General features: G+C 65.0%; 24 protein-coding genes. 9 read left to right on the top strand and 15 right to left on the bottom strand.

Annotated elements, in window-relative coordinates; all coding sequences use genetic code 11:
* Positions 1-309 precede the first annotated feature (309 nt).
* Positions 310-1,626, top strand: a complete 1,317-nt coding sequence (locus A5906_RS40645; RefSeq protein ID WP_080140655.1) for a mechanosensitive ion channel family protein — start codon at positions 310-312, stop codon at positions 1,624-1,626.
* Positions 1,627-1,809: 183 nt separating this feature from the next.
* The gene (map, locus tag A5906_RS40640) at positions 1,810-2,628 is read left to right on the top strand and encodes a type I methionyl aminopeptidase (RefSeq protein ID WP_080140654.1); all 819 of its coding nucleotides are present in this window, start codon (positions 1,810-1,812) and stop codon (positions 2,626-2,628) included.
* A 103-nt stretch (positions 2,629-2,731) separates the two neighbouring features.
* Here the strand turns inward: map and A5906_RS40635 are convergent, their stop codons facing one another.
* Entirely contained in the window at positions 2,732-3,865 is a 1,134-nt protein-coding gene (locus tag A5906_RS40635) for a helix-turn-helix transcriptional regulator (RefSeq protein ID WP_080140653.1), read from the bottom strand.
* Positions 3,866-4,039: 174 nt separating this feature from the next.
* Complete coding sequence (locus tag A5906_RS40630) at positions 4,040-4,636, bottom strand: bifunctional transcriptional activator/DNA repair enzyme AdaA (RefSeq protein WP_080140707.1); 597 nt, start codon at positions 4,634-4,636, stop codon at positions 4,040-4,042.
* Positions 4,637-4,768: 132 nt separating this feature from the next.
* On the opposite strand from A5906_RS40630, the gene A5906_RS40625 reads away from it, so the two are divergent.
* Positions 4,769-5,707 carry a DMT family transporter gene (locus tag A5906_RS40625; RefSeq protein ID WP_080140652.1) on the top strand — a complete coding sequence of 313 codons (939 nt, stop codon included), beginning with the start codon at positions 4,769-4,771 and terminating at the stop codon, positions 5,705-5,707.
* Positions 5,708-5,752: 45 nt separating this feature from the next.
* Here the strand turns inward: A5906_RS40625 and A5906_RS40620 are convergent, their stop codons facing one another.
* A complete protein-coding gene (locus tag A5906_RS40620; RefSeq protein WP_080140651.1) occupies positions 5,753-6,193 on the bottom strand; it encodes an antibiotic biosynthesis monooxygenase family protein in 441 nt (146 codons plus the stop codon).
* Between the two features lie 171 nt (positions 6,194-6,364).
* Here A5906_RS40620 and radC point away from each other — a divergent pair, with 171 nt between their 5' ends.
* Positions 6,365-7,078, top strand: a complete 714-nt coding sequence (gene radC / locus A5906_RS40615; RefSeq protein ID WP_080140650.1) for a RadC family protein — start codon at positions 6,365-6,367, stop codon at positions 7,076-7,078.
* Positions 7,079-7,295: 217 nt separating this feature from the next.
* Here radC and A5906_RS40610 read toward each other — a convergent pair whose 3' ends face one another.
* Positions 7,296-7,670 carry a hypothetical protein gene (locus A5906_RS40610; protein WP_080140649.1) on the bottom strand — a complete coding sequence of 125 codons (375 nt, stop codon included), beginning with the start codon at positions 7,668-7,670 and terminating at the stop codon, positions 7,296-7,298.
* 240 nt (positions 7,671-7,910) lie between these two features.
* On the opposite strand from A5906_RS40610, the gene A5906_RS40605 reads away from it, so the two are divergent.
* On the top strand, positions 7,911-9,302 hold the full coding sequence (locus tag A5906_RS40605) for a peptidoglycan-binding protein (protein ID WP_080140648.1): 1,392 nt from the start codon (positions 7,911-7,913) through the stop codon (positions 9,300-9,302).
* A gap of 130 nt (positions 9,303-9,432) precedes the next feature.
* Here the strand turns inward: A5906_RS40605 and A5906_RS40600 are convergent, their stop codons facing one another.
* From A5906_RS40600 to A5906_RS40570, 7 genes are all read right to left on the bottom strand, one after another.
* Entirely contained in the window at positions 9,433-10,719 is a 1,287-nt protein-coding gene (locus A5906_RS40600) for an RNA polymerase sigma factor (RefSeq protein ID WP_080140647.1), read from the bottom strand.
* Positions 10,720-10,849: 130 nt separating this feature from the next.
* The gene (locus A5906_RS40595; RefSeq protein ID WP_080140646.1) at positions 10,850-11,260 is read right to left on the bottom strand and encodes a YciI family protein; all 411 of its coding nucleotides are present in this window, start codon (positions 11,258-11,260) and stop codon (positions 10,850-10,852) included.
* Between the two features lie 102 nt (positions 11,261-11,362).
* The gene (locus tag A5906_RS40590) at positions 11,363-12,055 is read right to left on the bottom strand and encodes an AprI/Inh family metalloprotease inhibitor (protein WP_080140645.1); all 693 of its coding nucleotides are present in this window, start codon (positions 12,053-12,055) and stop codon (positions 11,363-11,365) included.
* Positions 12,055-13,044, bottom strand: coding sequence for a 2-hydroxyacid dehydrogenase (locus A5906_RS40585; protein ID WP_080140644.1), 990 nt, complete (start codon positions 13,042-13,044; stop codon positions 12,055-12,057). Before A5906_RS40585 ends, A5906_RS40590 begins: the two co-directional genes overlap by 1 nt.
* Positions 13,044-13,862 carry an ABC transporter permease gene (locus A5906_RS40580; RefSeq protein WP_080140643.1) on the bottom strand — a complete coding sequence of 273 codons (819 nt, stop codon included), beginning with the start codon at positions 13,860-13,862 and terminating at the stop codon, positions 13,044-13,046. The genes A5906_RS40585 and A5906_RS40580 overlap by 1 nt, the downstream gene beginning before the upstream one ends.
* Complete coding sequence (locus A5906_RS40575; protein WP_080140642.1) at positions 13,859-14,674, bottom strand: ABC transporter ATP-binding protein; 816 nt, start codon at positions 14,672-14,674, stop codon at positions 13,859-13,861. The genes A5906_RS40580 and A5906_RS40575 overlap by 4 nt, the downstream gene beginning before the upstream one ends.
* A 10-nt stretch (positions 14,675-14,684) precedes the next feature.
* Positions 14,685-15,707: an ABC transporter substrate-binding protein gene (locus A5906_RS40570; RefSeq protein WP_080140641.1), complete on the bottom strand. Its 1,023-nt coding sequence runs from the start codon at positions 15,705-15,707 to the stop codon at positions 14,685-14,687.
* Positions 15,708-15,844: 137 nt separating this feature from the next.
* On the opposite strand from A5906_RS40570, the gene A5906_RS40565 reads away from it, so the two are divergent.
* The 3 genes from A5906_RS40565 to A5906_RS40555 all read left to right on the top strand — a co-directional run bounded on the left by A5906_RS40565 (position 15,845) and on the right by A5906_RS40555 (position 19,413).
* Complete coding sequence (locus A5906_RS40565) at positions 15,845-16,651, top strand: creatininase family protein (protein WP_080140640.1); 807 nt, start codon at positions 15,845-15,847, stop codon at positions 16,649-16,651.
* A gap of 139 nt (positions 16,652-16,790) precedes the next feature.
* Entirely contained in the window at positions 16,791-17,054 is a 264-nt protein-coding gene (locus A5906_RS40560; protein WP_080140706.1) for a hypothetical protein, read from the top strand.
* Positions 17,055-17,481: 427 nt separating this feature from the next.
* Positions 17,482-19,413 (top strand): carbohydrate porin, encoded by a 1,932-nt coding sequence (locus A5906_RS40555; RefSeq protein ID WP_080140705.1) that lies wholly within the window; start codon positions 17,482-17,484, stop codon positions 19,411-19,413.
* 180 nt (positions 19,414-19,593) lie between these two features.
* Here A5906_RS40555 and A5906_RS40550 read toward each other — a convergent pair whose 3' ends face one another.
* Positions 19,594-21,669, bottom strand: a complete 2,076-nt coding sequence (locus A5906_RS40550) for a methyl-accepting chemotaxis protein (protein WP_080140639.1) — start codon at positions 21,667-21,669, stop codon at positions 19,594-19,596.
* 240 nt (positions 21,670-21,909) lie between these two features.
* Here A5906_RS40550 and A5906_RS40545 point away from each other — a divergent pair, with 240 nt between their 5' ends.
* Positions 21,910-23,205 (top strand): hemolysin family protein, encoded by a 1,296-nt coding sequence (locus A5906_RS40545; RefSeq protein WP_080140638.1) that lies wholly within the window; start codon positions 21,910-21,912, stop codon positions 23,203-23,205.
* Between the two features lie 121 nt (positions 23,206-23,326).
* Here A5906_RS40545 and A5906_RS40540 read toward each other — a convergent pair whose 3' ends face one another.
* The 3 genes from A5906_RS40540 to A5906_RS40530 form a co-directional block, all read right to left on the bottom strand.
* Positions 23,327-23,566 carry a PilZ domain-containing protein gene (locus A5906_RS40540; protein ID WP_080140637.1) on the bottom strand — a complete coding sequence of 80 codons (240 nt, stop codon included), beginning with the start codon at positions 23,564-23,566 and terminating at the stop codon, positions 23,327-23,329.
* 61 nt (positions 23,567-23,627) lie between these two features.
* Positions 23,628-25,289, bottom strand: a complete 1,662-nt coding sequence (locus A5906_RS40535) for an FMN-binding glutamate synthase family protein (protein WP_080140704.1) — start codon at positions 25,287-25,289, stop codon at positions 23,628-23,630.
* Between the two features lie 389 nt (positions 25,290-25,678).
* Complete coding sequence (locus A5906_RS40530; RefSeq protein ID WP_080140636.1) at positions 25,679-26,452, bottom strand: ferredoxin--NADP reductase; 774 nt, start codon at positions 26,450-26,452, stop codon at positions 25,679-25,681.
* Positions 26,453-26,548: the final 96 nt, after the last annotated feature.

Raw genomic sequence — 26,548 nt, 5'->3', positions numbered from 1 at the left:
ACTGGACTCGTGGAGAGTCCCCCTCACCCGAAATTCAAGCTTCGCTCGAATTTCGGCCTCTCCCCGCAAGCGGGGAGAGGCGAAGCGCGCCGCCCTTGACGGAATTTCCCATCTCAAAAACATGTGCTTATGCATCCATATCGTCGTGGCCCCGGCGCGCCAACCCATTTTCGCGTCTCGCGGCAATCTGCCCGTATTTTGCGGCCTTAACGCGCTTCACTTCACGGTGTATCGATGGCCGGGCCGCAGCCTTTGTGAGATTCTGCGGCGCCCTCGAATCAATTCCTCCCCCGCTTCCCGACGAGACCGATGGACATGGACCTCAAAGACTTCATGGAGTTCGTGCAGACGACCGCACGCAGCGTAGGGGCGGAAATTTCCTCACCCTGGTTCTACCTGCAATTTGGTCTCATCCTCGCGGCAGCCGGCATCGCCTATGCCGCGGAAGCCGGCATTCGCAATCGCGTCGACATGACATCGCTGGCCATGGGCTGGCCGCTGCCGCTCCGGCACTTCTCGCGGGTGATGATGTCGAGCGCCTCGACGGCGGTGTTCACCCTGCTCGTGATCATCTCCCGCCTTGTGATGTACCACGCGACCTGGCCGAGCCGGAGCTATCTCCTGATGGTCGCCGCCAAGATGGGGCTGGCATGGCTGGTGATCCGGCTGGTGACCTCGGTGCTGCGCAATGCCTTCATCGTCAAGCTGGTGTCGATCACGGCCTGGTTCGTCGCGGCCCTCTCCATCATCGGCCAGCTCGACGCGACCGTCGATCTGCTCGACTCCTTTGCCATCGTGCTCGGCGGCCTCAGGCTGACGCCGCTCCTGGTGATCAAGGCCGGCGCGCTGCTTCTGATCGCGCTGTGGGCCACCAACATCGCCAGCAATTTCGCCGAGAGCCGGATCAATTCGACCACCGATCTGACGCCGTCGGTGCAGGTGCTGCTGGTCAAGATCATCCGCATCGGACTGCTTGCGGTCGCAATCGTCATTGCGCTCGGCGCGGTCGGCATCGATCTCTCCGCGCTTGCCGTGTTCTCCGGCGCGGTCGGCGTCGGCATCGGCATCGGCCTGCAGAAGATCGTGGCCAATTTCATCTCGGGCATCATCCTGCTCGCCGACAAATCGGTGAAGCCCGGCGACCTCGTCACCATCGGCGACAATACCGGGCGGATCAGCGCGATGAAGACTCGCTATATTTCCGTGGCCGCCGGCGACGGCCGCGAATTCCTGGTGCCGAACGAGGATCTGGTGACGCAGAAGGTCGTCAACTGGACCTATACCGACAAGAACACGCTGGTGAAGATCGCCTTCGGCACCAATTACGACGCCGACCCGCGCCTCGTCACCAAGCTCGCCGCCGAGACCGCCGCCGCCCATCCGCGCGCCACCAAGGGCAAGGCGCCGAACAGCATTTTGACCGAGTTCGCAGAAGCCGGCATGAAGTTCTCGCTGACCTTCTGGATCGCGGACCCCGACGGCATGGACAACGTCAAGAGCGACGTCATGCTGGCGCTGTGGGACGCCTTCAAGCGCGAGGGCATCCGGGTTCCCTACCCGGTCCGCGAAATCCGCGTCCGCGGCGGCGCTCTGCCGGTCGAAACCACCGTAGAAGTCCCGAATTAGGCCCGCTTTCGGGCGCAAGCGCCGGTAAGATTCGTTTTGACGCGTTTTCTTCGCGCGAACCGGCGGCCACTTCGCTCGAAAACGCGCTGCCTTGGCTTGCGCGAAGGCGGGCAATCATTAAATTGGGGCCTGAAATCAAGCCTTTCCGCCGACATCGAGATCAGCCCGGAAGACCGCACAAGCATGAGCTACGTCGAAGCCACCGATACCTCCCTGCGCAAGACCGGACAGATCAAGCTGCATGGGCCCGCCGCCTTTGCCGGCATGCGCAAGGCCGGCGCGCTGGTGGCGAAGTGCCTCGACGAGCTCACCGACATCGTCGGGCCCGGCGTACCGACCTCCAAGATCGACGAATTCGTCCGCGACTTCGCCTTCAGCCATGGCGCCTATCCGGCGACGCTGATGTATCGCGGCTACCGCTACTCGACCTGCACCTCGCTCAACCACGTGGTCTGCCACGGCATGCCCGGCGACCGTCCGCTGAAGGAGGGCGATATCGTCAACATCGACGTCACCTTCATCGTCGACGGCTGGTATGGCGATTCCAGCCGGATGTATGCGGTTGGCCCGATCGCGCGCAAGGCCGAACGGCTGATCGAGGTGACGTATGAGGCGATGATGCGCGGCATCGCCGCGGTGAAGCCCGGCGCCACCACCGGCGACATTGGCCACGCCATCCAGAGCTTCGTCGAGCCGCAAGGCATGAGCGTGGTGCGCGATTTCTGTGGCCATGGCCTGGGGCGCATGTTCCACGACGAGCCGAACATCATCCATATCGGCCGGCCCGGCGAGGGCGTGCAGCTCAAGCCCGGCATGTTCTTCACCATCGAGCCGATGATCAATCTCGGCAAGCCGCATGTGAAGATCCTCTCCGACGGCTGGACCGCGGTGACCCGCGACCGCTCGCTGTCGGCGCAGTTCGAGCACTCCGTCGGTGTCACCGCGACCGGCGTCGAGATCTTCACGCTGTCGGAGCGGCACGGCGAGAAGCAGATCGGGTGATCTTAGACTCCGGCTCGATCAAGACGTTCGAGCTTGCCGCCCATGCGCCGCCATCCGGCGGCGCCGACGCGTGATGACACATCAGGTGCCGAGGCGGAACGATTCAGGAGCGAAACGGATCCGCATGCGCCGCAACCAGCTTCACCAGGTCGGCCTGGCGGTGCACGCCCGTCTTGGCGAACAGACGTTGCAGATGGGTTTTGACCGTGGTTTCGGCGATCCCGAGCGCCGCGGCGGTCTTCGACACGCCCGTGACACTCATCATGGCCTGAAGAACGCGAACCTCGCCGGGTGAGAGCTTGTAGCGCCTGGCGACCGTTTCGAGCGGCGGCGGTGCGTAGGCCGAGACCTTGCGAACGAAGATAGCGGCCACGGCCGAATGAGCCCTGCCTTCCCGACGGCGGGCGCCGGAGGTGAGCGGCAGCACGTGGGCAAACCAGCCATGGTCCGACTGCTCCAACAACGGCACCGCGATGCCCCTGACGCCGATCGCGCCGTCGCCGTCGTTCGCGGCAACCAGGAGGTCCCGCAGGATGCGGGCTGCGTGCGGATCGACGGCGGTCAGCACGTTTCGCGGGCGGCTCAAGACCGTTCCGCTCTCGCACAGCGCCTGGCCGGCCTCGTTGGCGAACACGATCCGGCCGGAGCGATCGACGAGATAGACGCAGGAGCCGATCGCATCGAAGGCGTCCGACAGGGCTGACGCCCCCGCCCTGTGAACGTCAATCACGTTCCCGATCAGCACGGCGCGACGCATATGGGGGACCAACAGCCGCATCCGATGGCGCATGGCATCGTCGACCAGCCCCTGCCTCTCATTGCGAAACACCCCGAAGAGGGCGAAGCCGTTCGCCGATTTGTCGAGGGTCGCGGCAAGATGATCGACCCAGCCGTTGGGTTTCGCCCACTTCTGGTAGACCGGCGTGGCGACGAATTCCGCGTAGGGCATGAGATCAGCGATGCTGTAGATGTCCCCGACCTCGAAAAAGAACTGGCTCACGGTGACGGGATCGAAGCGCACATGATCATTGAAATACGCGGCGAGGGCATCCGCGGGCATGTTCCAGTTGTATCGGGCCGCCCCTTGCCGCGCGACGACCTCCTTGGAGTAGAGCGATGCGGCCGTTCCGCCGGCGAACCGACATGTCTGCTCGAGGACGTCGGTCCATAATGCTGGATCGAGGGCGGCATCGTAGATGTCCCCGATCAGGTGCGATACCAGATCCACGTCAACCATCGTTCGGAAGCTCCATCATCCGATCGGGTGATAGCGGTATCCTGGAAGCGCGACGTCCTCCGAATGGAGGATGACATGATGGAGGATGACATGGGCGACGAGGCCCTCACGCTATCTCGAGATTCCGGGTTCGGTGCTTCGCGCCGTCCCGGAATGACAGCGAAGTAGCACCTTCTATCGCCGCCGGCGGAATGACGAAGGCGGCCGCTTGTAGGTTGCCACAAAGGCGTCGTTGAAGCGGCGAATGCTGCCGAACCCGGCCGCGAAGGCGATCTCCGCCAGCGTGAGATCGGTTTGATCGATCAGGCGCTTGGCTTCCTGCACGCGCCGCGTCGCGGCAATCTCGCTCGGGCTCGCGCCGGCGTGTCGCATGAACAGGCGGAGCAGATGGCGCGGCCCGACGCCAAGGGCTTCGGCAAGCTCCGCCATGGATGCGCGATCCAGGAAACCGTCATTGATCAGGCGCATGCCGCGCGCCACGGTGGTGGCGGTCCCCATCCAGGCGGGCGAGCCCGGTGCGGTTTCCGGACGACACCGCAGGCATGGGCGGAAGCCGGCGCGCTCCGCGGCAGCCGCCGTCGGATAGAAGGTGACATTCTCGGAGCGGGCGGGACGAACGGGGCAGACCGGCCGGCAATAGATCCGCGTCGAGCGCACGCCGGAAAAGAACAGGCCGTCGAAGGCGCGGGCACGCGCAAGGCGCGCCCGGTCGCAGGTGTCCCAATCGAGATGCGGCGGCAGCGCCTGCCGCTCGGCCAAATTCTTCGCCATCGCCAAATCATAGTTATGATGCAGCCCACCGAGTAGCTGAAATCGGACTCAATCGGGCGATGAGGTCCGAATTCAGCCAGCCCGCAATGCCGCTCCGGATCATGGTGACGATCGATCCAGGAGCAAATTTGCATGAGCACGCAGGCCCAACAAGCGACGTCGGGACAAACCACTCTCTCCGCCGAGATCGGGCTCCTGCTGCTGCTATCGCTGATCTGGGGCGGCTCGTTCACGCTGATCAAGGTCACGATCCCTTCGATTCCGCCCTGCACGATGGTCGCCGCACGCGTGACCATCGCCGCAATCGTCCTGCTCGTGATCGCGAGCGCGCAGGGACACCTCCTCCCCCGCGAGCGATCGATCTGGGCCGCCTTGCTGGTGCAGGGCCTGCTGCAAAGCGCAGCTCCCTTCACCCTGATCAGCTGGGGCGAGATGCATATCGCAAGCGGGCTTGCCGGCGTGCTCAACGCAACGCCGCCGATGTTCGTCCTTGCAATCGCGATGACGGCCGGACGCGGGCGCCAAGCCGTCACCGGCCGCAAGATCATCGGCGTCGGGCTCGGCCTTGCGGGCGTCGCCGCGACCATCGGCTTCGATGCCCTGTCCGGGATCGGCACGACGGCGCCGCTGGCGCAGGCCGCGGTGCTCGGCGCCAGCCTCTGCTACGCGCTCGCGCCGATCTGGGGACAGCGGTTTTCCAAACTTCCGGCGATCGTCACGGCCGCCGGAGCGATGAGCTGCGCCGCGGTTCTGATGCTGCCCGCAGCCGTCATCCTCGAGCAGCCCTGGACGCTGACGCCGACGACGCAGGCGATCGCGGCGGTGCTCGGCCTTGCGATCGTCTGTACCGCGCTCGCCATGGTGATCTATTTCCGCCTGATCCGCACGCTCGGCCCGCTCGGCACGACCAGCGGCAGCTATCTGCGCGCGGGCTTTGCGGTGGCACTCGGCACGGCATGGCTCGGCGAGCGCTTCACCCCGTCGGCCCTTACGGGCATGGCGCTCATCCTGGCCGGAGTCGTCGCAATCACGATGCCCGTGCCGGCGCGGCAACGTGATCCCGAACAGTGAGAGCGCCCGCGGGGCGGTCTCTTGGACCGTCCCGCGCTTACCAGATCAGGCGTGATTGACCTCGACGACCTCGCACAAGATCGTCTCGGCCTTCGAGAGTGCAGCGAGCTTCTGGATGTACGGTGCAAATTGCGGATCCACGCGAAAATTCTCGATGTCCCCGGCGCTCCGCCATTGCGAGTAGTTGATCGCGCGCCGACCCTCCTTGCTGGCGTGGACGCTGGACGAAATGAACCCCGGCTGCTTGCTGAAGAAGGTCTCGGTACCCTCTTTCAGCAGCTGAACCAGCTTCTGCTGGTTCTCCGGGTCGACCGTGAAGACGTTGACGAGGGTCGCGATATCGCCGCCGATGCGGATGGTCGCTTCCGGCTTCGCCGTGCCATTCTGGCCATGGGACGGGACCGCCTGGGCGGCGAGCAGTGCCCCGGCTCCGGCGCCGGTGGCAACGAGGACACGACGCGAAAGTGCAGCTTTGGTCTTGGACATCGATGATCTCCTTTGCGGACGTTCGGCTGGCCCCCTTATTGGACCAACAGCGCTGAGACGAACGAGGCCGCGGCCAGGAGACAGCCGGCGCGGATTTTTTTGAGGGCTGCGCCGCCAGGCCGCGACACTTCATGGTTGCAAAACGCGCAACGTTCGGCATGGTTGTGCCCGATGCCCGCCAAGCCAGACCACGACAAGAGCAGGCCGGAGGACGCGCCGCACTATCACGGCCATCGCGAGCGGCTGCGCGAACGCTTCTACAGCGCCGGGGCGGATGCGCTCAGCGACTACGAACTCCTGGAGATGGCATTGTTTCCAGCGCTGCCGCGGCGCGACACCAAGCCGCTGGCGAAGATGCTGATCAAGACCTTCGGCTCGTTCGCCGAGGTCGTACACGCGCCCGTGGCGCGCCTGCGCGAGGTCGAGGGCGTCGGCGAAGCCGCGATCAACCAGCTCAAGCTGATCGCCGCCGCCGCGCATCGCGTCGCCAAGGGCGAGGTCAACAGCCGCAACGCGCTGTCGTCATGGAACGAGGTGATCGCCTATTGCCGCACCAGCATGGCGTTTTCAGACAAGGAGCAATTCCGCCTGCTCTTTCTTGACAAGCGCAACCAGCTCATCGCCGACGAGGTGCAGCAGACCGGCACCGTCGACCACACGCCGGTCTATCCGCGCGAGGTGATCAAGCGCGCGCTGGAATTGTCGGCGACCGCGCTGATCCTGGTGCACAACCATCCCAGCGGCGATCCCTCGCCCTCGCAGGCCGACATCCAGATGACCAAAGCGATCATCGACATCGCAAAGCCGCTGGGAATCGCCGTGCATGATCACATCATCGTCGGCAAGAACGGGCATGCGAGTTTGCGCGGGATGCGGCTGATCTAGGGCGCCAACCGGCTGGGATCGGCGATCGCGACGGGCCTGTTCGCGACCGGGGTCGCCATCGCGACGGTCAGACAGGCCGCGACTCCAAAGCTTCCAATGCGAAGATTTCGAAGCATGCTCGTTCTCCCCGTGGCGGGGCAGGTTTTAACGACCCGGCGGGGATTTGGGCCAGACAAATTGCCGACGCCGCGATCGGGCGCATCGGGTCGATTCCGGCTCAGGGCTCGATCCAGCGCTGCACGGCTTCGACGGTGTCGGCCGGCGTGGTGTTGAAGCAGATCGCGGCATCGGGGGCGATGCGATGGACGAGGTTGAGCACCTTCTCGAACAGCAGCAGGCGCTCCTTCGGCTCGCGCAGGCCGGCGCCGATCACGACGCAATCGAAGCTCTCCTCGCGCAGCGCCGCCGTGACGGCGGCCTCGGCCGCCGCGTCGAGATCGATCAGGCAGCTCGTGACCTCGAAGCCGCGATCGCGCAGGCGCAACAGCTGCGCCTCGATGTAGCCGCGCACGAGCTCCGGCGTGAGCTGCGGGAATGCACTGTAGTCCGCAACGCCGGGTTCGATGCCGATCGCGAGGACACGTTTGGCCATGAGGCCTCCTTGCCGGACCGTGTCTGCGGCTAACGGACGAACGTTCACGCGGGTTCCCGAGGGCGATCCGCTCTGTGCCGCCAATTTCCCGCAAAAGCTGTAACCCATTTCACATGCACAGAGCCGGCGACCTGCCAGATTGCAGAGATCAGCCTGAGGAGGTCGCGCGCCGGTCACGGCGACCAGTTCATTTTGAGTTGCACGGATATTCGATATTTCATCAATTTGCGGGAGCGGAAAATGGTGTCTTTCGAGAATTTTAAGAATGAATACGAGCGGAATTGGGCCAGTCTCGAGGTCCGGCCCGGACGTCTCGCCGACGCGAACGGGGTCGCACGCAAGGCCATCAACGGCAAGGCGACCTATCAACAGATCGAGCGCCTGACCGGCGTCCCCTGGTATTTCACGGCGCTCTGCCACTATCGCGAATCCAATTTCGATTTCGACACCTATCTCGGCAACGGCGAGTCGCTACATCGCACGACGACCCTCGTGCCTAAGGGACGCGGCCCGTTCGCCACCTTCGTGGACGGCGCCGTGGATGCGTTCAGGATCGAGAATTTCATCGGCGCGCAGGACTGGAGCATCGCGCGAATGCTGTTCCGCCTGGAGGCGTTCAACGGCTTCGGCTACCACGCCAAGGGCGTCAATTCGCCCTATCTCTACGGCGGCTCGAACCTGTACGGCCCGCCCGAGGCAAGGGCCGGCAAATTCGTCCGCGATCACGTGTTCGACCCGAACCACGTCGATTCCCAGCTCGGCACGGCCGTGATCCTGCATGCGATGATGTCACTGGATTCCTCGATCACGCTCGACGGCAGCCCGCAATTCGCAGGCCGCATCGAGCCGGAGGACGATGCAGCCTCGACCATCGTCCTGATGCAGCAGGCGCTCAACAGGCTCGGCGCCAATCCGCCGCTCGCCGAGGACGGCATCAACGGTCCGAAGACCCGGACCGCCGTCTCGCAGTTCCAGCAACAGAACGGCCTCAGGGATACCGGCCTGCTCGACGGCGCCACGATGGCCGCCATCACGCGCGCGACGCAGCCGGGAGGGGTCATGCAGAGCGGCGACCTGTCCCAGGTCCTGAAACGGCTGGAAGACCTCTCGCAGGTGCTGCGACCGCCGACCGGCGCGGCGCTTCCGGGGCCGGCGACGCCAGGCAACACGCTGCCCGCCACGAGCGATCCGATCAGCCTGTTCGAGCGACTCTTTTCCCTCATCAACAACAAGACGACGCCCATGCCAGGACCTGTCACCCCGACCACCCCCGCCCCTGTCGATCAGCTGAAGCAGGTCGTCGACCTGCTCAGCACGCTGCTCAACAAGGATGGCAAGCCCGTGCTCGGCCAGGTCAACGGTGCGCTGGGCGAGACCATCGGCAAGCTGCTCGACGGCAAGAAGACCGCGCTTGGGATCGGCGGCACGCTCATCACTGCGCTGCTCTCCTCGGTGACGGCGAGCCCCAATGCGGGCGGCCTCGCCGGACTGCTTGGCACCATCGTCTCGGCGGTGCCGGGCCTCGGCCAGTTCGCAATGCCGATCTCGCTCGCACTCGCCGCCTGGGGCGTGCTCGGCAAGCTGGAGAAATGGGCGCAAGGCACCGCGCCGCCGCCGAAGGTGACGACGTAATCCGCGGCCATCCTTCGAGACGTCCGCCAATGGCGGACCCTCAGGATGAGGTCACGTTTCCTGGCGAGCCATCAGCCCATCGTGGTGAGGAGCCCGCCAAAGCGGGCGTCTCAAACCGTTTCAGCTCGCCTCAAGCCATGTCGCCGGCATCGGCAATGTCTGCCGCACGTCGTTCCATCAACACGCGCTCGCGCGCATTGGTGGCAAGACGGGCGGCGGTCTCGAACGATACTCGTGCCTCGGCGAAGCGGCCGAGCTTTTGCAGGAGGTCGCCGCGCACGGCCTGAAGATGGTGATACGTCCTGAGCGCCGGCTCGCCGGCGATCAGATCCACAAGATCGAGCCCGGCCTGCGGCCCTTCGGCCATGCCGAGCGCGACCGCGCGGTTGAGTTCGATCACTGGCGAACGCACCAGCGTCGCAAGCTGGCCATAGAGTTCCGCGATGCGCCGCCAATCGGTGCTCGCGGCCGTCCCCGCGGTGGCATGACACGCGACGATGGCTGCCTGCAGCGTGTAGAACCGGCCGGCACCGCCGAGCGCGCGCGCGCGATCCAGCGCCCGAAGGCCCCGGGTGATCTGCAGCCGGTCCCACAGCCCGCGATCCTGGCCCATGAGCAGGATGGGCTCGCCATCACGGTCGGTGCGGGCATGCATCCGCGCAGCATTCAGGTCCATCAGCGCCATGAGACCGTGCACCTCGGGCTCGAGCGGCGCGAGCCCGACCAACACCCGCCCCATGCGCAGAGCCTCGTCGCAGAGCTGCGGCCGCAGCCACTGCTCGCCGTGTGAGGCCGAATAGCCCTCGTTGAAGATGAGGTAGACGACCTCGAGCACCGAGGCGAGACGCTCGGAAAGCGCCTCGCCGCCCGGAGTTTCGTAGGTGAGGCCCGACCGCGAGAGCGTGCGCTTGGCACGGACGATGCGCTGGGCGATGGTCGCCTCCGTGACCAGGAAGGCGCGCGCGATCTCGCCGGTGGTCAGGCCGCAGATCATGCGCAACGCCAGCGCCGCGCGAGCCTGCCGCGGCAGCAGCGGGTGGCAAGCCGTGAAGATCAGCCGCAGCCATTCGTCACCGATGTCGTCGTCGAGGGCGGTATCGAAATCGGGCATCGCGTCCTGTTTCTGCATCAGATCGTGCGTCAGCAGGTCCTGCTTGCGGGAGAGCATTTTCGCCCGGCGCAGATGATCGAGCGCACGGCGCTTGGCTGTCGCAACCAGCCAGGCGCCGGGATTGTCCGGCACCCCGCTGAGCGGCCAGGCTTCCAGCGCGGCGACCAGTGCGTCCTGAGTCAATTCCTCCGCGAGCGTCACGTCCCGCAGCATGCGCGACAGCGTCGCGATCAGCCGCGGCTGCACGACGCGCCAAGCTGCGTGAATTGCGGCGCGGATCGCGTAATCGACGTCGGCGGCGGTCATCGCCGCCGACCAGAGCCCTTTCCGTTCCGATGGAATCGGAGCGGGGCTCTGGATTCTTGCTTGGATGCGTTTTCTTTACGCGACCCGGTATTCACTTCGCTCGAAAACGCTGTAGGACAAGCGGTGGTGTTCATCCGGCGTGGGCGGCGACGCTGGAATGCGCGTTGATCTCGCACGCCACGTCGACACCCGGCGTCGCGAATGCCCGCAATTCGCAGGTACCGTCCCATCCCGGCATGTGATCGAGATGCAACTGCATGAATTCCTTCGCCATGGCCAGGGCTTCCGCCTTGTCGCGCAGCTCGAAAATGGCGTAGCCGCCGATCACTTCCTTGGCCTCGACGAAGGGGCCGTCGATGACGCTGAGCTCGCCGTCGACGATCTTCACCCGTGCGCCGGTCGCAAGCGGCATCAAACCGCCCGTGTCGAGCATTCGCCCGGCCTTGAGCTCCCGCTCTGATATCTTCTGCATCGCCTCGGCCAGTGCCGGGGACGGGCCTGCCATCGGCTGGCTGGAGGTCACGATGTACATGAAGCGCATGGAAAAACTCCCTTGGCGCGAGCAGCGACCGCTCCGGCCGCACACCGGCTCGCTATGGATGTGACGATCGAGCCTCGGCTCAATCGACATCCCCGAGAGAAATTATTGCCGCAGCATGATCAGGGGATCAGCGGTATCGGGGACGCGCCGCCACTGCGCGTTGTCGTCGGCCTCGAACTGCCAGACGTCGCCTGATTTCGACATCAGGATGATCTGGCCGCGCTCGAGCCGCCATTGCGTCGGGTTGAACTGCGCGATCGCCGGATCGCATTTCGGCTTGAGGAAGACCTGGAAATTGTCCTGGCCCGCTTCCGTGTTGGTCAGCGTCAGCCCGCAGATCGGCTGGCCGTTGCCGCGCACCATCGACCAGTCGCCGATCATCTGGTCCATCGACTTGGCCATCGAGCGGGCGGCGGCGAGATCCTGCAGGATGTAGACGCCCTCGCCCTGGCGCAGGCCCTCGAAGATGCCGGCCTCGACCTCGGTGAAGTCGATCACGGCTTCACCGGTCGCGTCCTGCAAGCGAACGATGTCGAGGCCCTTCACGCTCCAGGCGACGATGTCCTTGGTGAAGGGCAGCGCGGCCTTGCAGGCCGGCTCCAGCTCCAGCTTGTAGCCTTGACCCGCAGCGTCGGCCTTGAGCGTGACGACGCAGGTCTTGCTGCGCTCGGTGGTCGAGAGCTCCCATTGCCCGGGCATCGATTTCTTCAGGCTCGTCGCATCCTGCGCCAACGCAGGGCTCATCGCGGCAAGACATGCCGCGATGGCGAATGCGAGAACCCGAAGAATTCTCATCAGCGTCCCCTAAACGGCGTTTCCGCAACCGGCGTCAGCGGCGCCTTGCCGGCAAACCAGGCCTTGAGATTGTCGACGACGAGCTGGTCCATGGCGTTGCGCGTCACCACCGAGGCCGAGCCGATATGCGGCAGCAGCACGACATTCTGCATGGTCTTGAGCTCGTCGGGCACGTTCGGCTCGGCCGCGAACACGTCGAGGCCGGCGGCGAGGATGGTGCCTGATTTCAGCGCCTGGACCAAAGCCTCCTCGTCCACCACGGAGCCGCGCGCGACGTTGATCAGCACGCCGCGTGGGCCGAGCGCCTTGAGCACCTCGGCATTGATCATCTTGTTGGTCGAGGCGCCGCCGGGCACGATCACCATCAAGGTGTCCACCGCCTTCGCCATCTCGATCAGATCGGGATAGTGCTTGTAGGAGACGTCCTTGGACGGATTGCGCGAATGGTAGACCACCGGCACCAGCGAGGCGTCGAGACGGCGCGCGATGGCCTGGCCGATCCGGCCCATGCCGACGATGCCGACCTTGCGGTCGCGCAGCGAGCCGACGCTGAGCGGATAGTTCTGCGTCTGCCAGAGACCGGAGCGCACATAACGGTCGGCCTTGATGAACTCGCGCAGGGTGGAGATCAGCAGGCCCATCGCGACGTCGGCGACTTCCTCGGTCAGCACGTCCGGCGTGTTGGTGACGATGATGTTGTGCTCGGCCGCGTATTTGGCGTCGATGTGGTCGTAGCCGACGCCGAAGCTCGCCACCATCTCGATCTTGGGTAGCTGCGACAGCGAATCCCTGTCGGCGCGCACCGTGTGGTAGGTCACCGCCACGCCGCGGATTTTTTCGCGGATCGCAGGCGTCAGGCGTTCGAGGTCACCGCGCGTCTCGGCCTTGTGCACGACGAAATGGTCGGAAAACCCGCTTTCGAGAATCGGCCGCACCGGCCCATAGATCAGAAGGTCGATCTTGTCGGACGAAATCGAACCGGTAGACATCAGCTTTCCTTTCCAAGCGCGCTCTCATGCCAGCGCCGTAAAACGAGGTGGGAAACTAGCGCCAGCACCCCATAGATGACAATCCCGGCCAGCGACAACAAAAGCAGCGCGGCGAACATGCGGGGTATGTTCAACCGGTAGCCTGACTCGGCGATCCTGTAGGCGAGCCCGGAGCCGGCGCCGGCTGTTCCGGCCGCGATCTCGGCCACGACCGCGCCGATCAGCGACAGGCCGCCGGCGATCCGCAATCCCCCGAGGATATGGGGCAGCGCCGCCGGCAGCTTCAGGAAACGCAGGGTTTGCGGCTTTGATGCGCCATAAAGCTGGAACAGCCCGGCGAGATTGCGGTCGACCGAGTTCAGGCCGAGCGTGGTGTTCGACAGCACCGGGAAAAAGGCGACGATGAAGGCGCAGACCACGACCGCGGTCTGCTGCTCCAGATAGATCAGGAGCAGCGGCGCGATCGCAATGACCGGCGTCACCTGGAGCACGACGGCATAGGGGAACAGCGAATATTCGACCCATTTCGACTGGTTGAACAGCAGTGCCAGCGCGATGCCGCCGATGCTGGCGGCGACGAACCCTTCGAGGGTCGTCAAAAGCGTGGTGGCGAGCGATTGTGACAGCACCGCCCAGTCCTTGATCAGCGTCACGACGATGACGGAGGGTGCCGGCAGCACATAAGGCGGGATGTCCTTGATGCGGACCACGAGCTCCCAGGCGAAGAGGCCCGCTGCGAACACGACGACGGGGAGCACGAAGCGCATCGCATGCTGCCCGCCTGATGGCTTTGCGGTGACGGAGCTTTGCGCGCTCATAACGTCGATTGCCCCGAATAGGACGGCGCCAGCGCGGCGGACACGCGGCGGCAATAATCGGAATAGGCCGTGGAGGTGCGAAACTCCTCGCCGCGCGGCTCGACCGTCTCGATGCGGAGATCGGCCTGGATGCGGCCCGGCCGCGCCGTCATGACGACGACGCGCTGTGACAGATAGACCGATTCGAACACCGAATGGGTGACGAAGATGACGGTCTTGCCCAGGGCTCGCCACAGCGCGAGCAGATCGTTGTTGAGGCGGAAGCGCGTGATCTCGTCGAGAGCTGCGAACGGCTCGTCCATCAGGAGGATATCAGGGTCGGTGACGAGCGCGCGCGCCAGCGACACCCGCATCTTCATGCCGCCGGAGAGCTCGCGCGGATAGGCATCGGCGAAATCGGTGAGCCCGACGCTGGCCAGCGCCTCATCGGCACGCGCGCGCCCCTGAGCCTTCGCGACGCCGCCGAGCTTCAGCGGCAGCCGCACGTTCTCGCGCACGCTGGTCCAGGGCATCAGGGTGGGCTCCTGGAACACGAAGCCGATACCGTGCCCCGGCTGCACCTCACCCTCGTGTCGCGCCACCCGCACCGTGCCTGACGACGGCGCGCTGAGCCCGGCGATGATCCGCAGCGCGGTGGATTTGCCGCAGCCGGACGGGCCAAGCAGCGAGATGAACTCGCCCTTGCACACCGCGAGGTCGAGCGGCCCCAGTGCCATGACGCCATTGTCATACGTCTTCGTCACGCCGCGCAGGCTGACGGCGAGAGCCGTCAGGCTGGCCTCGACGGTGGACGAGATTTGGGCCGCAGACATCGACCGCGCGTTACGGCTTGTTCGGACGCAGCTCGACGCCGACACCCTTGTTGACGAAGCGCAGCGTGTAGGATTTGCGGAAATCGAGATCCGCCTTCACGACGCCCGCCTTCACCATCTTGTTGAAGAAGGAGGTGTAGCGCTCGTCGCTCATCGCGCCGATGCCGTTCTTCAGGCTGTCGCCGGAATCGACGATGCCGTATTCCTTCATCTTGGCAACGGAATAGGCGAGCAGATCGTCGGTCATCTCCGGATTGAGCTTCTTGATCAGGGCATTGCCGGCGGAATTGTCGCGGTAGATGTAATTGTACCAGCCGATCATGGAGGCGTCGACGAAGCGCTGCACCAGGTCAGGCTTCTTCTCGGCGATCTCGCGGCGGGTCTCGATCAGGGTCGAATAGGTGTTGAAGCCGTAATCGGCGAGAAGGATGACGTTCGGCTTGAAGCCGGCGGCCTTCTCGACCGCGAACGGCTCGGACGTGACATACCCCTGCATCGCGCTCTTGGGGTTGGCGATGAAGGGCTGCGGATTGAAATTGTAGGGACGCACGTTCTTGTCGTTGAAGCCGTATTCGGATTTCAGCCACTGGAAATAGCTGCTCATGCCCTCCTTGGAGACGAACAGCGTCAGCGGCTTGAGGTCCTCGATCCTGGCGACCTTGGCGTCGGGCTGCGTCAGCATCACCTGCGGATCCTTCTGGAACACCGCGGCGATGGTGACGACGGGGACGTCGTTGGCAACCGCATCGAACGACATCAGCGTGTTCGCGGCCATGAAGAAATCGATCTTGCCGGCGATCAGCAGCATCCGGTTGTTCTCGTTGGGACCGCCGGGGACGATGGTGACGTCCAGCCCGTACTTCGTGTAGGTGCCGTCGGCGACCGCCTGGAAGAAGCCGCCATGCTCGGCCTCGGCGACCCAGTTGGTGCCGAAGGCGACCTTGTCGAGCGTCTCGGCGCGCGCCGGCAGGATCGAGGCGAAAGCGGCCATCAGGCCTATCGTTAACGCTCGCCGCAGATGAGAGGGGCTCATGAGTGCACTCCGTCGATCGCTTCTAGCCGATACCAAGCCAACGCGATAAAACCGCATGACATTGGGGACGCGAGCCGGTCGGGCCCGCGTCCCCTCTTAACCCAAATTACGTGACAAATTCGGGCAAAGAAACCTTGATGACGCCGTCCCGCGACTGGATCGATATCCACTGGGCCGATGCTGCCCCGGCGGAGGTGTCGCGCTGGATCGCGGTGCTGCCGCTGGCGGCGACCGAGCAGCACGGCCCGCATTTGCCGCTCACGACGGACGTGCTGATCGCGGACGCCTATCTCGCGCGCGTGCGCGAGCTCCTGCCCGCATCCGTTCCGGCCAGTTTTCTCCCTGTTGAGCCGATCGGCATTTCCACCGAACATATCGACTATCCGGGCACGCAGACGCTGCCGACTGACGCGGCGCTGAAGCGGTGGACGGGAATCGGCGAGGACATCGCGCGGCGCGGCCTCCGAAAGCTCGTCATCATCACCAGCCATGGCGGCAACAGCGCGGCGATGATGCTGGTGGCGCAGGATCTGCGCGCGCACCAAGGGTTGTTCGTGGTGACGACGTCATGGTCGCGGCTGTCAGGCGCGGACAAATTGTTCCCGGCCGAGGAAGTGCGCCACGGCATCCACGGCGGCGCGGTCGAGACCTCGATCATGCTGGCGCGCTATCCGGGTCAGGTGCGCAAAGATGCGATCGCGGATTTTCCCGCGAGCAGCGTGGCGTTGGAAAAGCAGTATCGCTGGCTGTCGACGCAGCGCCCCGCGCCGTTCGCCTGGCAGGCGCAGGATCTCAACCTCAGCGGCGCAATCGGCAATGCGACGCTGGCCGTGGCGGAGAAGGGCGAGCAGCTCATCGACCAGGGCGCGCGGGCCTTCTGCGAGCTGCTGGGTGAAGTCGATAACTTCGACGTGAACAGGCTCGCGAAAGGCCCTCTCGGTTAGGCCGTATCCAACTGAATCTATTCTGGAAATAGCCGCGTTTCGGGAGTGCCCAAGGCACTTTCGAACCGGTTTTGCCATGCCTCCGTCCAACTGGGCACGCGGGCCACAACGGACCGCCTCAACCCGGATGGAGTTTCACATGTCGATCAAGACCAAGATTGCCGCCGCAGCTCTCGCTGCCCTCGCCGTCACCGGCAGCATCGCGTCCACCACCACCGCGGCCGAAGCCAAGCAGCCCGGCTGGGTCTGGGGCGTGGGTGCCGGCATCGCCACCGCCGCCGTCGTCGGCTCCGCGATCGCCGCCAGCAACGATCCCTATTACTACGGCTATCACCGCTGCGGCTGGGTCGCCCAGTACAACGCCTTCGGCCAGTACGTTGGCCGCGTTCGTAGCTGCTACTGATTTGAGTACCTGAGGCCGATCTTCCACGTGGACCCTGCGTCCGACACGGGCGCCTCATCCACCCCGTGTCGTGCCCCCGACCCGCCCGGCTGTCCCCCCGGGCGGGTCAACTGTTTTGGGGACTGCGAATTGTTGCAGCCCCGTCACACAAGGGTGCGAACCATCCCCTGCGGCAATGCGCACTAGTTGCTATTGCGAATTAATCGCAATAAGGTTTGCAACAAGCTCAGGAGCTTGGGAAGAAATCGCGTCGAATCGAGATCGTCTGTCCGATGGCGTGAGCAACCAAGTCCTGATGACAGGGGCGCCGCGAATCGGCAGGGATATCGCGGCGGGACACATTCGCGTTTGGGGGCGTTTCGTTTTGACGTTGAGAGGTCACCGTTACAGCTATTTGCGGACGGCCGCGGCAATCGCCTCGGGCGTGATGGTTTTTCCTGCCGCCAGCCGCGCGGCCGATCTGCCGCTGAAGGCACCGGCGCTGAAAGCCGTCTATGACTGGACCGGCCTCTATATCGGCGCGCATGTCGGCGTTACCCGCGGCACGTCCTCGGCGACACTGACCGACCCCACGCTCGCAACCGACGACCACGTGTTCACCGGCGCGACCGGCGGCGTGCAGGCGGGCTACAACTGGCGCCTCAATTCGGGGCTCCTGCTCGGCGTCGAAGGGGACATCTCGTTTCCGAACTATCTGCCGTCCAATCACGTCGTGTCATCGGCAGCGACCGCGCTGTCGAGCGCGGAGGAACGCTGGGACTATGTCGCGAGCCTGCGCGCACGGCTCGGCTACGCCAGCGGCAATTGGCTGTTCTACGCGACTGGCGGCGCGGCGTTCGCCGGCGAGCGTTTTCTGTCGACGCCGGCCGGCGGCACCGAGGAGAAGGTGCTGCACACGCGGTTCGGCTGGACGGCCGGCGGCGGCGTCGAATACGCCTTCGCGCCGCACTGGAGCGCGCGGCTGGAATATCTCTACAGCAAGTTCGATAACGCCAACGTCACCTTCCCCTCCGGCGCGCAATATGCGTCGTCGATGGATTTCCAGAGCCTGCGCATCGGCCTCAATCGCAAGATCGACTGGCCGGGCGTGCCGACCTACAACCCGAAGTCGGATGTCACCGACACCGAGTCCAGCCGCTGGGAGATTCACGGCCAGTCGACCGTGCTGGGGCAAGGCTACCCGGCGTTCCACGCGCCCTATACCGGACCAAACAGCCTGCTCCCGTCGCCGGATTTCCAGCAGACCTGGAGCAACTCGCTCTATCTGAATGCGCGGCTGTGGGACGGCGGCGAGGTCTATTTCAATCCCGAACTGCTGCAGGGCTTTGGCTTCAACAACACGACGGGCGCTGCGGGCTTCCCCAATGGCGAAGCGCAGAAGTCCGGCTTTCCTTATCCGCATTTCAACGCTTCGCGCCTGTTCGTGCGCCACACCTTCGGCTTCGGCGGCGAGCAGGAAGAGCTCGCCAGCGGCCAGTTCCAACTCGCCGGCAAAGCCGACGTCTCGCGCCTGACCTTGCAGGTCGGCAAATTCTCCGTGGTCGACGTGTTCGACGGCAATTCCTATGCGCATGATCCGCGCAAGGACTTCATGAACTGGTCGATCTGGGCGTCCGGCGCCTTCGACTACGCCGCCGACAAGCTCGGCCTCGGCTACGGCGCCACCGCCGAGTTGAACCAGAAGCAGTGGGCGGTGCGCGGCGGCTACTTCCTGGTCGACGCCGTCTCCAACTCGAACAATTTCGACATGAATATCGGCCGCCGCGGCGAATATGTCGGCGAGCTCGAACTGCGCTATTCGCTGTTCGGCCAGCCCGGCAAGCTGCGCACGCTCGGCTTCGTCAACAGCACCTTCTCCGGCAGCTATCGCGAGACGCTGGACAATCCCGCGTTCGGCGTGGACATCAGCCAGACTCGCCGCGGCCGTCTCAAATACGGCTACGCATTCAACGTCGAGCAGGCCATCACCGACGATGTGGGCGTGTTCGGCCGCTGGAGCTGGAACGACGGCCGCAATGAGATCATGGCCTTCACCGACATCGACCGCAGCCTGTCCGGCGGCGTCTCGGTGAAGGGCACGAAATGGGGCCGGCCCGACGACGTCGTCGCCATCGCCGGCGCCGTCAACGGCCTCTCGCAGGACCATCGCGACTTCATCGCCGCCGGCGGCCTCGGGCCCCTCATCGGCGACGGCCGGCTCAACTACCGCCGCGAGCGCGTGCTGGAAACCTACTACGCCTACGCGCTGAACAAGGCGCTGACCTTCACCGCCGACTACCAGCTCATCGTCAACCCCGCCTACAATGCGGATCGTGGCCCGGTGTCGGTGTTTTCGGGGCGGCTGCACGGCGAGTTCTGAGCGGCGGCTCAGGCGCGATGAAGTGAGCCTTGATCGCTGCAACGACGGAGCTTTGCTCCCTCTCCCGCTTGCGGGAGAGGGTTGGGGAGAGGGTGCTTCCGCAATGGGACAATCCCCAAGCGGAGAAAGCCCTAACCCGCGCCTTCGGCGCGACCTCTCCCGCAAGCGGGAGAGGTGGGCCTACGCGGCGCGGATCGCGTCCAGGAATTTTCCGACCTCGGTCTTGAGACGGGTGCTCTCTCCGGACAGCGATTTGGCCGCCGCGAGGACGTTGGAGGACGCCGAGCCGGTCTGGCTCGCGCCGTGCTGCACATCGACGATGCTGGCGGAGACCTGCTGGGTGCCGCGCGCGGCCTGCTGCACGTTGCGGGAAATTTCCCGCGTCGCCGCGCCCTGCTCCTCGACCGCCGAGGCGATCGCGGACGCGATCTCCGACATCCGTGTGATGGTGTCGCCGATCGCTTTGATGGCGCCGACGGAATCCTCGGTTGCGGCCTGGATTCCGGCGATCTGCTGGCTGATCTCGCCGGTGGCCTTGGCGGTCTGCTCGGCCAATGCCTTGACCTCGGAGGCGACGACCGCGAAGCCGCGGCCGGCCTCGCCGGCCCGCGCCGCCTCGATGGTGGCGTTCAGCGCCAGGAGATTGGTCTGGCCCGCGATCTGGCTGATCAGCTCGACGACGTCGCCGATCCGCCCCGCGGCCTTGGCAAGCTCGCCGACATGATCGTTGGTCCGCCCGGCCTGCTGCACGGCTTCGCCGGCGACGCGCGCGGAATCCTGGACCTGCCGGCTGATCTCGTCCACCGACGAGGCCATCTCCTCCGCTGCGGCCGCAACCGTCTGCACGTTGGTGGAGGCCTGCTCGGAGGCGGCCGCGACGGTTGCGGTGACCTTTTCCGATTGCGCGGCGGTGCTGGTCAGCGTTCCCGCCGAGATCTCCAGCTCCGACGATGCCGCGGCGACGGTGTTGACGACGTCGCCGATCATGGCTTCGAAATCGCGCGCGATCTGATCCATGCGCTGGCTGCGCTTCAGCCTGGCATCGGCCTCGATGGCTGCCGCCTCCTCGGCGGCCTTCTTGGCGACAAGCGAATCCTTGAAATGCTGGAGCGAGCCCGCCACCTGGCCGATCTCGTCATTGCGACCCGTTGCCGGAATCTCGACGTCATGCCGTCCGGCGGCGAGCATCCCGATCACGTCAGCGAGCCGGCCGAGCGGCGTCACCACGCGGCTGCGCAGCATCATGGTCACGCCGGCGAGCGTGCCCAGCAGGGCCAGCACTGCAACGCCCGCAAGCGCCAGCATCGCCAGCGCGCTATCACGCGAGGCCGAGGCGCGCTCCGCGGCTTCCGCCAGCGCAGCGTCGCGCACGCCATAGAACATCTGGATCGCCGGCACGATGACGCTCGCAAGCTCGTCGGCGCTGATGCCGTACTTGCCGTCGGCTCGCGCCGCAGGCATCTCCTTCTCGACCGCAAGCGCGGCCTTGCCGAAATAGGAGTCCGTCGCCGCCTTCAACGCGGCGGCAATCCGGGGCGGGCTTCCGAGCTGGTCGATGCCGGCCTCGATGTGTTCGCGATCGGTCTCCACACGTCCCTGCATGCGATCCATCAGCGAGAATTCCGCCGTCGTGAGCGGCCTTCGCGCGTTCAGCGCCGGCGACAAGGTGGCGGCGCGGCTGCCGGCGGAGACGCGCAGGTCCTGCGCCGTTCGCGCCAGGCTCAACAACGCCGCAAGCGAGGAGTCGGCATTGATGACCTTCCCCTCCAGCCGGTTCATGATCGGCTCGATATTGGCGATGACCTCGGCGACGCCGGGCAGGAAGCCCTTGATCACGGTGCTGTCGCGCGCAGCCAGAGGAACGCTCATCGCGCGATCCGAGGAAGTGATGATCTCCTTCAGCCGGCGTAGGGTGCGATCGAGTCCGTCGGCCATCGATGCGCCGTCATCCAGCACCATGATGGCTCGCCTTGCACCCTCGAACGAAGCCTCGGCGACTTTGGCGGCCTTCGCGGCAGCCTCGACCTGGGCCTGCGTCGCGGCGCCTTCCTGAAAGATCGGGGAGATGTAGGGCGCGCGAAGGCTGGCGATCTGCTGGCTGACCATCAGGGTCGCGCCAAAGGCGTCGACCGTCTTGATCGCGTCGGAACGGTTCGTGAAGATGCGCGTCTGGGGTATCAGCACCTCGGCGCCGAGGATGACTGCAAAAACCGTCACTGTCAGCATCGACAGCGCGAAAAGCTTCCCGATCCGCATCCCCGGTCCCCCAAATGCATTTACAAATGCGGAAAACCTAGCGGTGGGCCACTAAGAGCCCGTTAAGCACGTCCCCGTAGTTCCGCGGAGGTCATGTTGTTGCGGAGGTCGGAACTCAACCCGCCGCGCGGTTCCTTCGCGGCGGTGAATGCGACAGAATTACCGGCAATTCCGGGCTGAATACCTATATCAATGCGTGCGTCGGCAACCGCCGCCATACTTACTTACCTCGGAAGGTCAATGCTCTCCGTCGAACTCGTCATCGTCGTCGTCCTGATCGTCATCAACGGCCTCCTGTCCATGTCCGAGCTGGCCGTGGTCTCGTCGCGCCCGGCCCGCCTCTCGCTGCTGGCCGCCAAGGGCGTGCGCGGCGCCGAGCGGGCGCTGACGCTGGCCGCCGATCCCGGCAAATTCCTCTCGACGGTGCAGATCGGCATCACGCTGGTCGGCGTGCTTTCGGGGGCCTTCTCCGGCGCGACGCTCGGGCAGCGGCTGACGCAATGGCTGGTCGAGCTCGGCCTGTCCTCCGGCATTGCCGACATCGTCGGCGTCGGCATCGTCGTCACCCTTATTACCTACGCCACCCTGATCGTCGGCGAGCTGGTGCCGAAGCAGGTGGCGCTGCGCGACCCCGAGAGCATCGCCGTCAAGGTCGCGCCCGCAATGCACCTGCTTGCGAAGATATCGCTGCCGCTCGTCTTCCTGCTCGACGTCTCCGGCAAGCTGATCCTCACGCTGCTCGGCCGCGGCGGCAAGGCCGAGGAGAAGGTTTCGGAAGACGAGATCCATCACCTCGTCAGCGAGGCCGAGAGCGCCGGCGTGCTCGAGCCCGGCGAGAAGGAGATGATCGCCGGCGTGATGCGGCTCGGCGACCGGCCGGTCGGCGCCGTCATGACGCCGCGCACGGAGGTCGACGAGATCGATCTGAACGACGCGCCGGAAGCCATTCAGCAGATCATCGCCAAGAGCCCGCATTCGCGCTTTCCGGCGTCCGACGGCGATCGCGACAAACCGATCGGCGTGCTCCAGGCCAAGGACCTGCTGGTCGCGTATATGAACGAACGCACGCCCGACCTGCGGGCGCTGGTCCGCGAAGCGCCGAGCATTCCGGCATCAGCGGATGCGCGCGATGTGCTCACGATCCTGAAGGCTGCTCCGGTTCACGTCGGCTTCGTCTATGACGAGTACGGCGCCTTCGAGGGCGTGGTCACCGCGGCCGACATCCTGGAATCGATCGTCGGCGCGTTCCATTCCGAGGAGGGGCCGCCGGAGCCGGCCTACGTCAAGCGCGCGGACGAATCGCTGCTCGTCGCCGGCTGGATGCCGGTCGACGAATTCGGCGAGCTGCTCGGCATCGAGCTGCCGCCGCATCGCTTCAACACGGTGGCGGGCCTCGTGCTGCAGCAGTTCAACGTGCTGCCCAATGTCGGCGACGCCTTCGACCTCGGCGATTGGCACATCGAGGTGGTCGATCTCGACGGCAGGCGGATCGACAAGATCCTGGCGAGCCGGAGAGGTGAGCAGGCGGCGGCGTGAGTGGCAGGTACCTGCGTGTGAGAACGCAGAACGGCGCACCAACCTCCACTCGTCGTCCCGGCGACGGCCGGGACCCATAACCACAGGGAGTAGCTGTATTGCGCCAAACCGCACACACCCCCTACCCGAACTTCACCCCGATCCGCTTTTCCTTGCGCCACACCACGGTGCAGCTCAAATGCGTTCCGTCGGCCTGGATGAACAGGGTGAAGTGTTCGGGGATGCCGACCGGGCTGGTGACGTCGAGCGCCGCGCCGCTGTCCGAGAAATTGCGAACGGTGCAATCGATCGCGCCGCCGCCGAACTCGATCGTCCCGGCCTTCAGCACGCGATGTCTGGCTTTGTTGCGTCGTTCGTCCATAGGACGAATTTACACCCAAAGTTGAACAAAGTACTAATTGCCAGCACCGTTGGCGGCGAATTTACACGAACGGGCCCAACGTGGCCGCGGGCGGCGCGATCAGCGCCGGCTGGAACGTTTCGGCTCGCGCCATCCGCCAGGGGTCGGCGAACCGCGGGTCCTCGGTGCCGTCGAGCAGCTCGCCAGGACGCAGCGCCGGATAGAGCTGTGCGAACGACTTCACCTGGGTCGTCGACGTCCGCTGGTTGAAATGGATCGGACGCAGCTGCTGCGGATGCTCGAGGCCGGCTGCGGCGATCAGCTCGGTCAGCGAGTGCAGCGTAGCATGATGATAATTGTGCACGCGGTCGATCTTGAGCGGCACGTAGAGCGCGCGCGCCCGCGTCGGGTCCTGCGTCGCCACGCCGGTCGGACAGCGATCGGTGTGGCAGCTCAGCGACTGGATGCAGCCGAGCGAGAACATGAAGCCGCGCGCCGAATTGCACCAGTCGGCGCCGATCGCCATCGCCCGCGCCATGTCGAAGGCGGTGGCGATCTTGCCGGAGGCACCGATCTTGATGCGGTCGCGCGCATTGATGCCGACCAGCGCGTTGTGGACGAAGTTGACGCCCTCGCGCATCGGCATGCCCAGATGGTCCATGAACTCCAGCGGCGCAGCACCAGTGCCGCCTTCATTGCCGTCGACGACGATGAAGTCCGGATAGATGCCGGTCTCCAGCATCGCCTTGCAGATCGCCAGGAATTCCCAGGGATGGCCGATGCACAGCTTGAAGCCGGCCGGCTTGCCGCCGGAGAGGCGGCGCATCTCCGCGATGAATTGCATCATGCCAACCGGCGTCGAGAACGCCCTGTGCGAGGCCGGCGAGATGCAGTCCTCGCCCATGGCGACGCCACGGATCTTTGAAATCTCCTCCGAAACCTTCGCCGCCGGCAGCACGCCGCCATGGCCGGGCTTGGCACCCTGGCTGATCTTGAGCTCGACCATCTTGATCTGGTCCTGGCCGGCGACGCGCGCGAACGCTTCGGGGTCGAAGGAGCCGTCGAGATGGCGGCAGCCGAAATAGCCGGAGCCGATCTCCCAGATGATGTCGCCGCCCATCTCTGCGTGATAGGGGCTGAAGCCGCCCTCGCCGGTGTCGTGAGCGAAGCCGCCCTTCTTCGCGCCGGCATTCAGCGCCCGCACCGCGTTCGGGCTGAGCGCGCCAAAGCTCATCGCGGAGATGTTGAACACCGAGGCCGAATAGGGCTTCTTGCAGTCGGGGCCGCCGACGGTGATGCGGAATTTCTCCTCGGCATGCGCCTTCGGCGAGACCGAGTGATGCATCCACTCATAGCCCTCGTGATAGACGTCCTCCTGGGTACCGAACGGACGCTTGTCGAGCTGCATCTTGGCGCGCTGATAGACCAGCGAACGGGTGTCGCGTGAGAACGGCATGCCGTCCTTCTCGCTCTCGAAGAAATACTGCCGCATCTCCGGGCGTATCTCTTCGAGCAGGAAGCGCATATGGGCCGAGATCGGGTAGTTGCGCAGGACCGCGTGGCCCTTCTGAAGCAGATCGCGGACGCCGAGCAGCGTCAGGGCGCCGAAGATCAGGGTCGGGATCAACAGGATGTCGAAGATCTTGTGGTCGGCGATGCCGATGCCGATCAGGAGCGCGGTGACGACCGCGCAGATCGTCAGCACGATGAAGCGTGGGGAGAATGGAAGCAGCAGGGTTTCCATGACCCCCTCCTCCGCCAGCGCCAGACGTTTCGGCGATTCCTGCTTTTGATTGTCGGCCACGATCCCATCCTCTCGCCGGCATGAGGCGGTACGATACGCCCGCGCCTGTCATACGGATATGACGCGGTCCTTGTTTCAGGCTAGCGAAATCCGCCGCGGCAGATCAATCCGCCGAGAGATTAGGGCTTTTTGCAGTGCAGCAGAGAGGTTGGAAGGAGGAGCAGCTAGCGGGCCAGACGCCTCAGCCACCGTCGTCGTCCTGGCGAGAGCCAGCACCCCTTAACAGGGGTTGGCGAAGACTGACAACGACCAATCTTCGCCAAACTTGACTCCGTGGGCATGGGTCCCGGCCTTCGCCAGGACGACACCGAAACAACAAGCCGCAGCGCTTAGCGCTCGACGAAGGCCTTCTCGATCACGAAATGACCGGGCTTGTTGCCGCTGCCTTCGATGAAGTCGCGGCTCTCGAACATCACCTTGAGCTCCTCGAGCATCGCCGGACTGCCGCACATCATGATGCGGTCGGTCGCGATGTCGAGCGGGCCTTGGCCGATGTCGTTGAAGATCTGCTCGGAGTTGATGAGGTCGGTGATGCGTCCGCGGTTCTTGAACGGCTCGCGGGTCACGGTCGGATAGTAGATGAGCTTGTCCGCGAGCAACTCGCCGAACAGCTCGTCCTCGCGCAGGGTCGCAACCAGCTTCTCGCCATAGGCGAGCTCGGAGACCTGGCGGCAGCCATGCACCAGCACGATGGACTCGAACTGCTCGTAGACGTCGGGATCCTTGATCAGGCTGGCGAAGGGCGCAAGGCCGGTGCCGGTCGAGAGCAGCATCAGCCGCTTGCCGGGAAGCAGATTGTCGGTGATCAGCGTGCCGGTCGCCTTGCGGCCGACCAGGATGGTGTCGCCTTCCTTGATCTTCTGCAGGCGCGAGGTGAGCGGACCGTCCTGCACCTTGATCGAGAAGAACTCGAGCTCTTCCTCGTGGTTGGCGCTCGCCATGCTGTAGGCGCGCAGCAGCGGACGGCCGTCGATTTCGAGGCCGATCATGGCGAACTGGCCATTCTGGAACCGGAAGCCGGTATCGCGCGTGGCGCGGAAGCTGAACAGCGTGTCGGTCCAGTGGTGGACGGAAAGAACCTTCTCTCGGTAAAACGCGCTCATGATTTTCGATATTCCGAATATTGCGGTTTTCGGGCAAAAGCGTTGCCCGGCCCTGAAAGCGGGGCGGTCACCATTTGCCATGGCGGAGGATTCGCG

The sequence above is a fragment of the Bradyrhizobium sacchari genome (assembly GCF_002068095.1).
In the GTDB taxonomy this organism is placed as follows: Bacteria; Pseudomonadota; Alphaproteobacteria; order Rhizobiales; family Xanthobacteraceae; genus Bradyrhizobium; species Bradyrhizobium sacchari.
The sequence above is the reverse complement of the archived record's forward strand: the minus strand, read 5'-3'. Positions and strand labels throughout refer to the sequence as shown.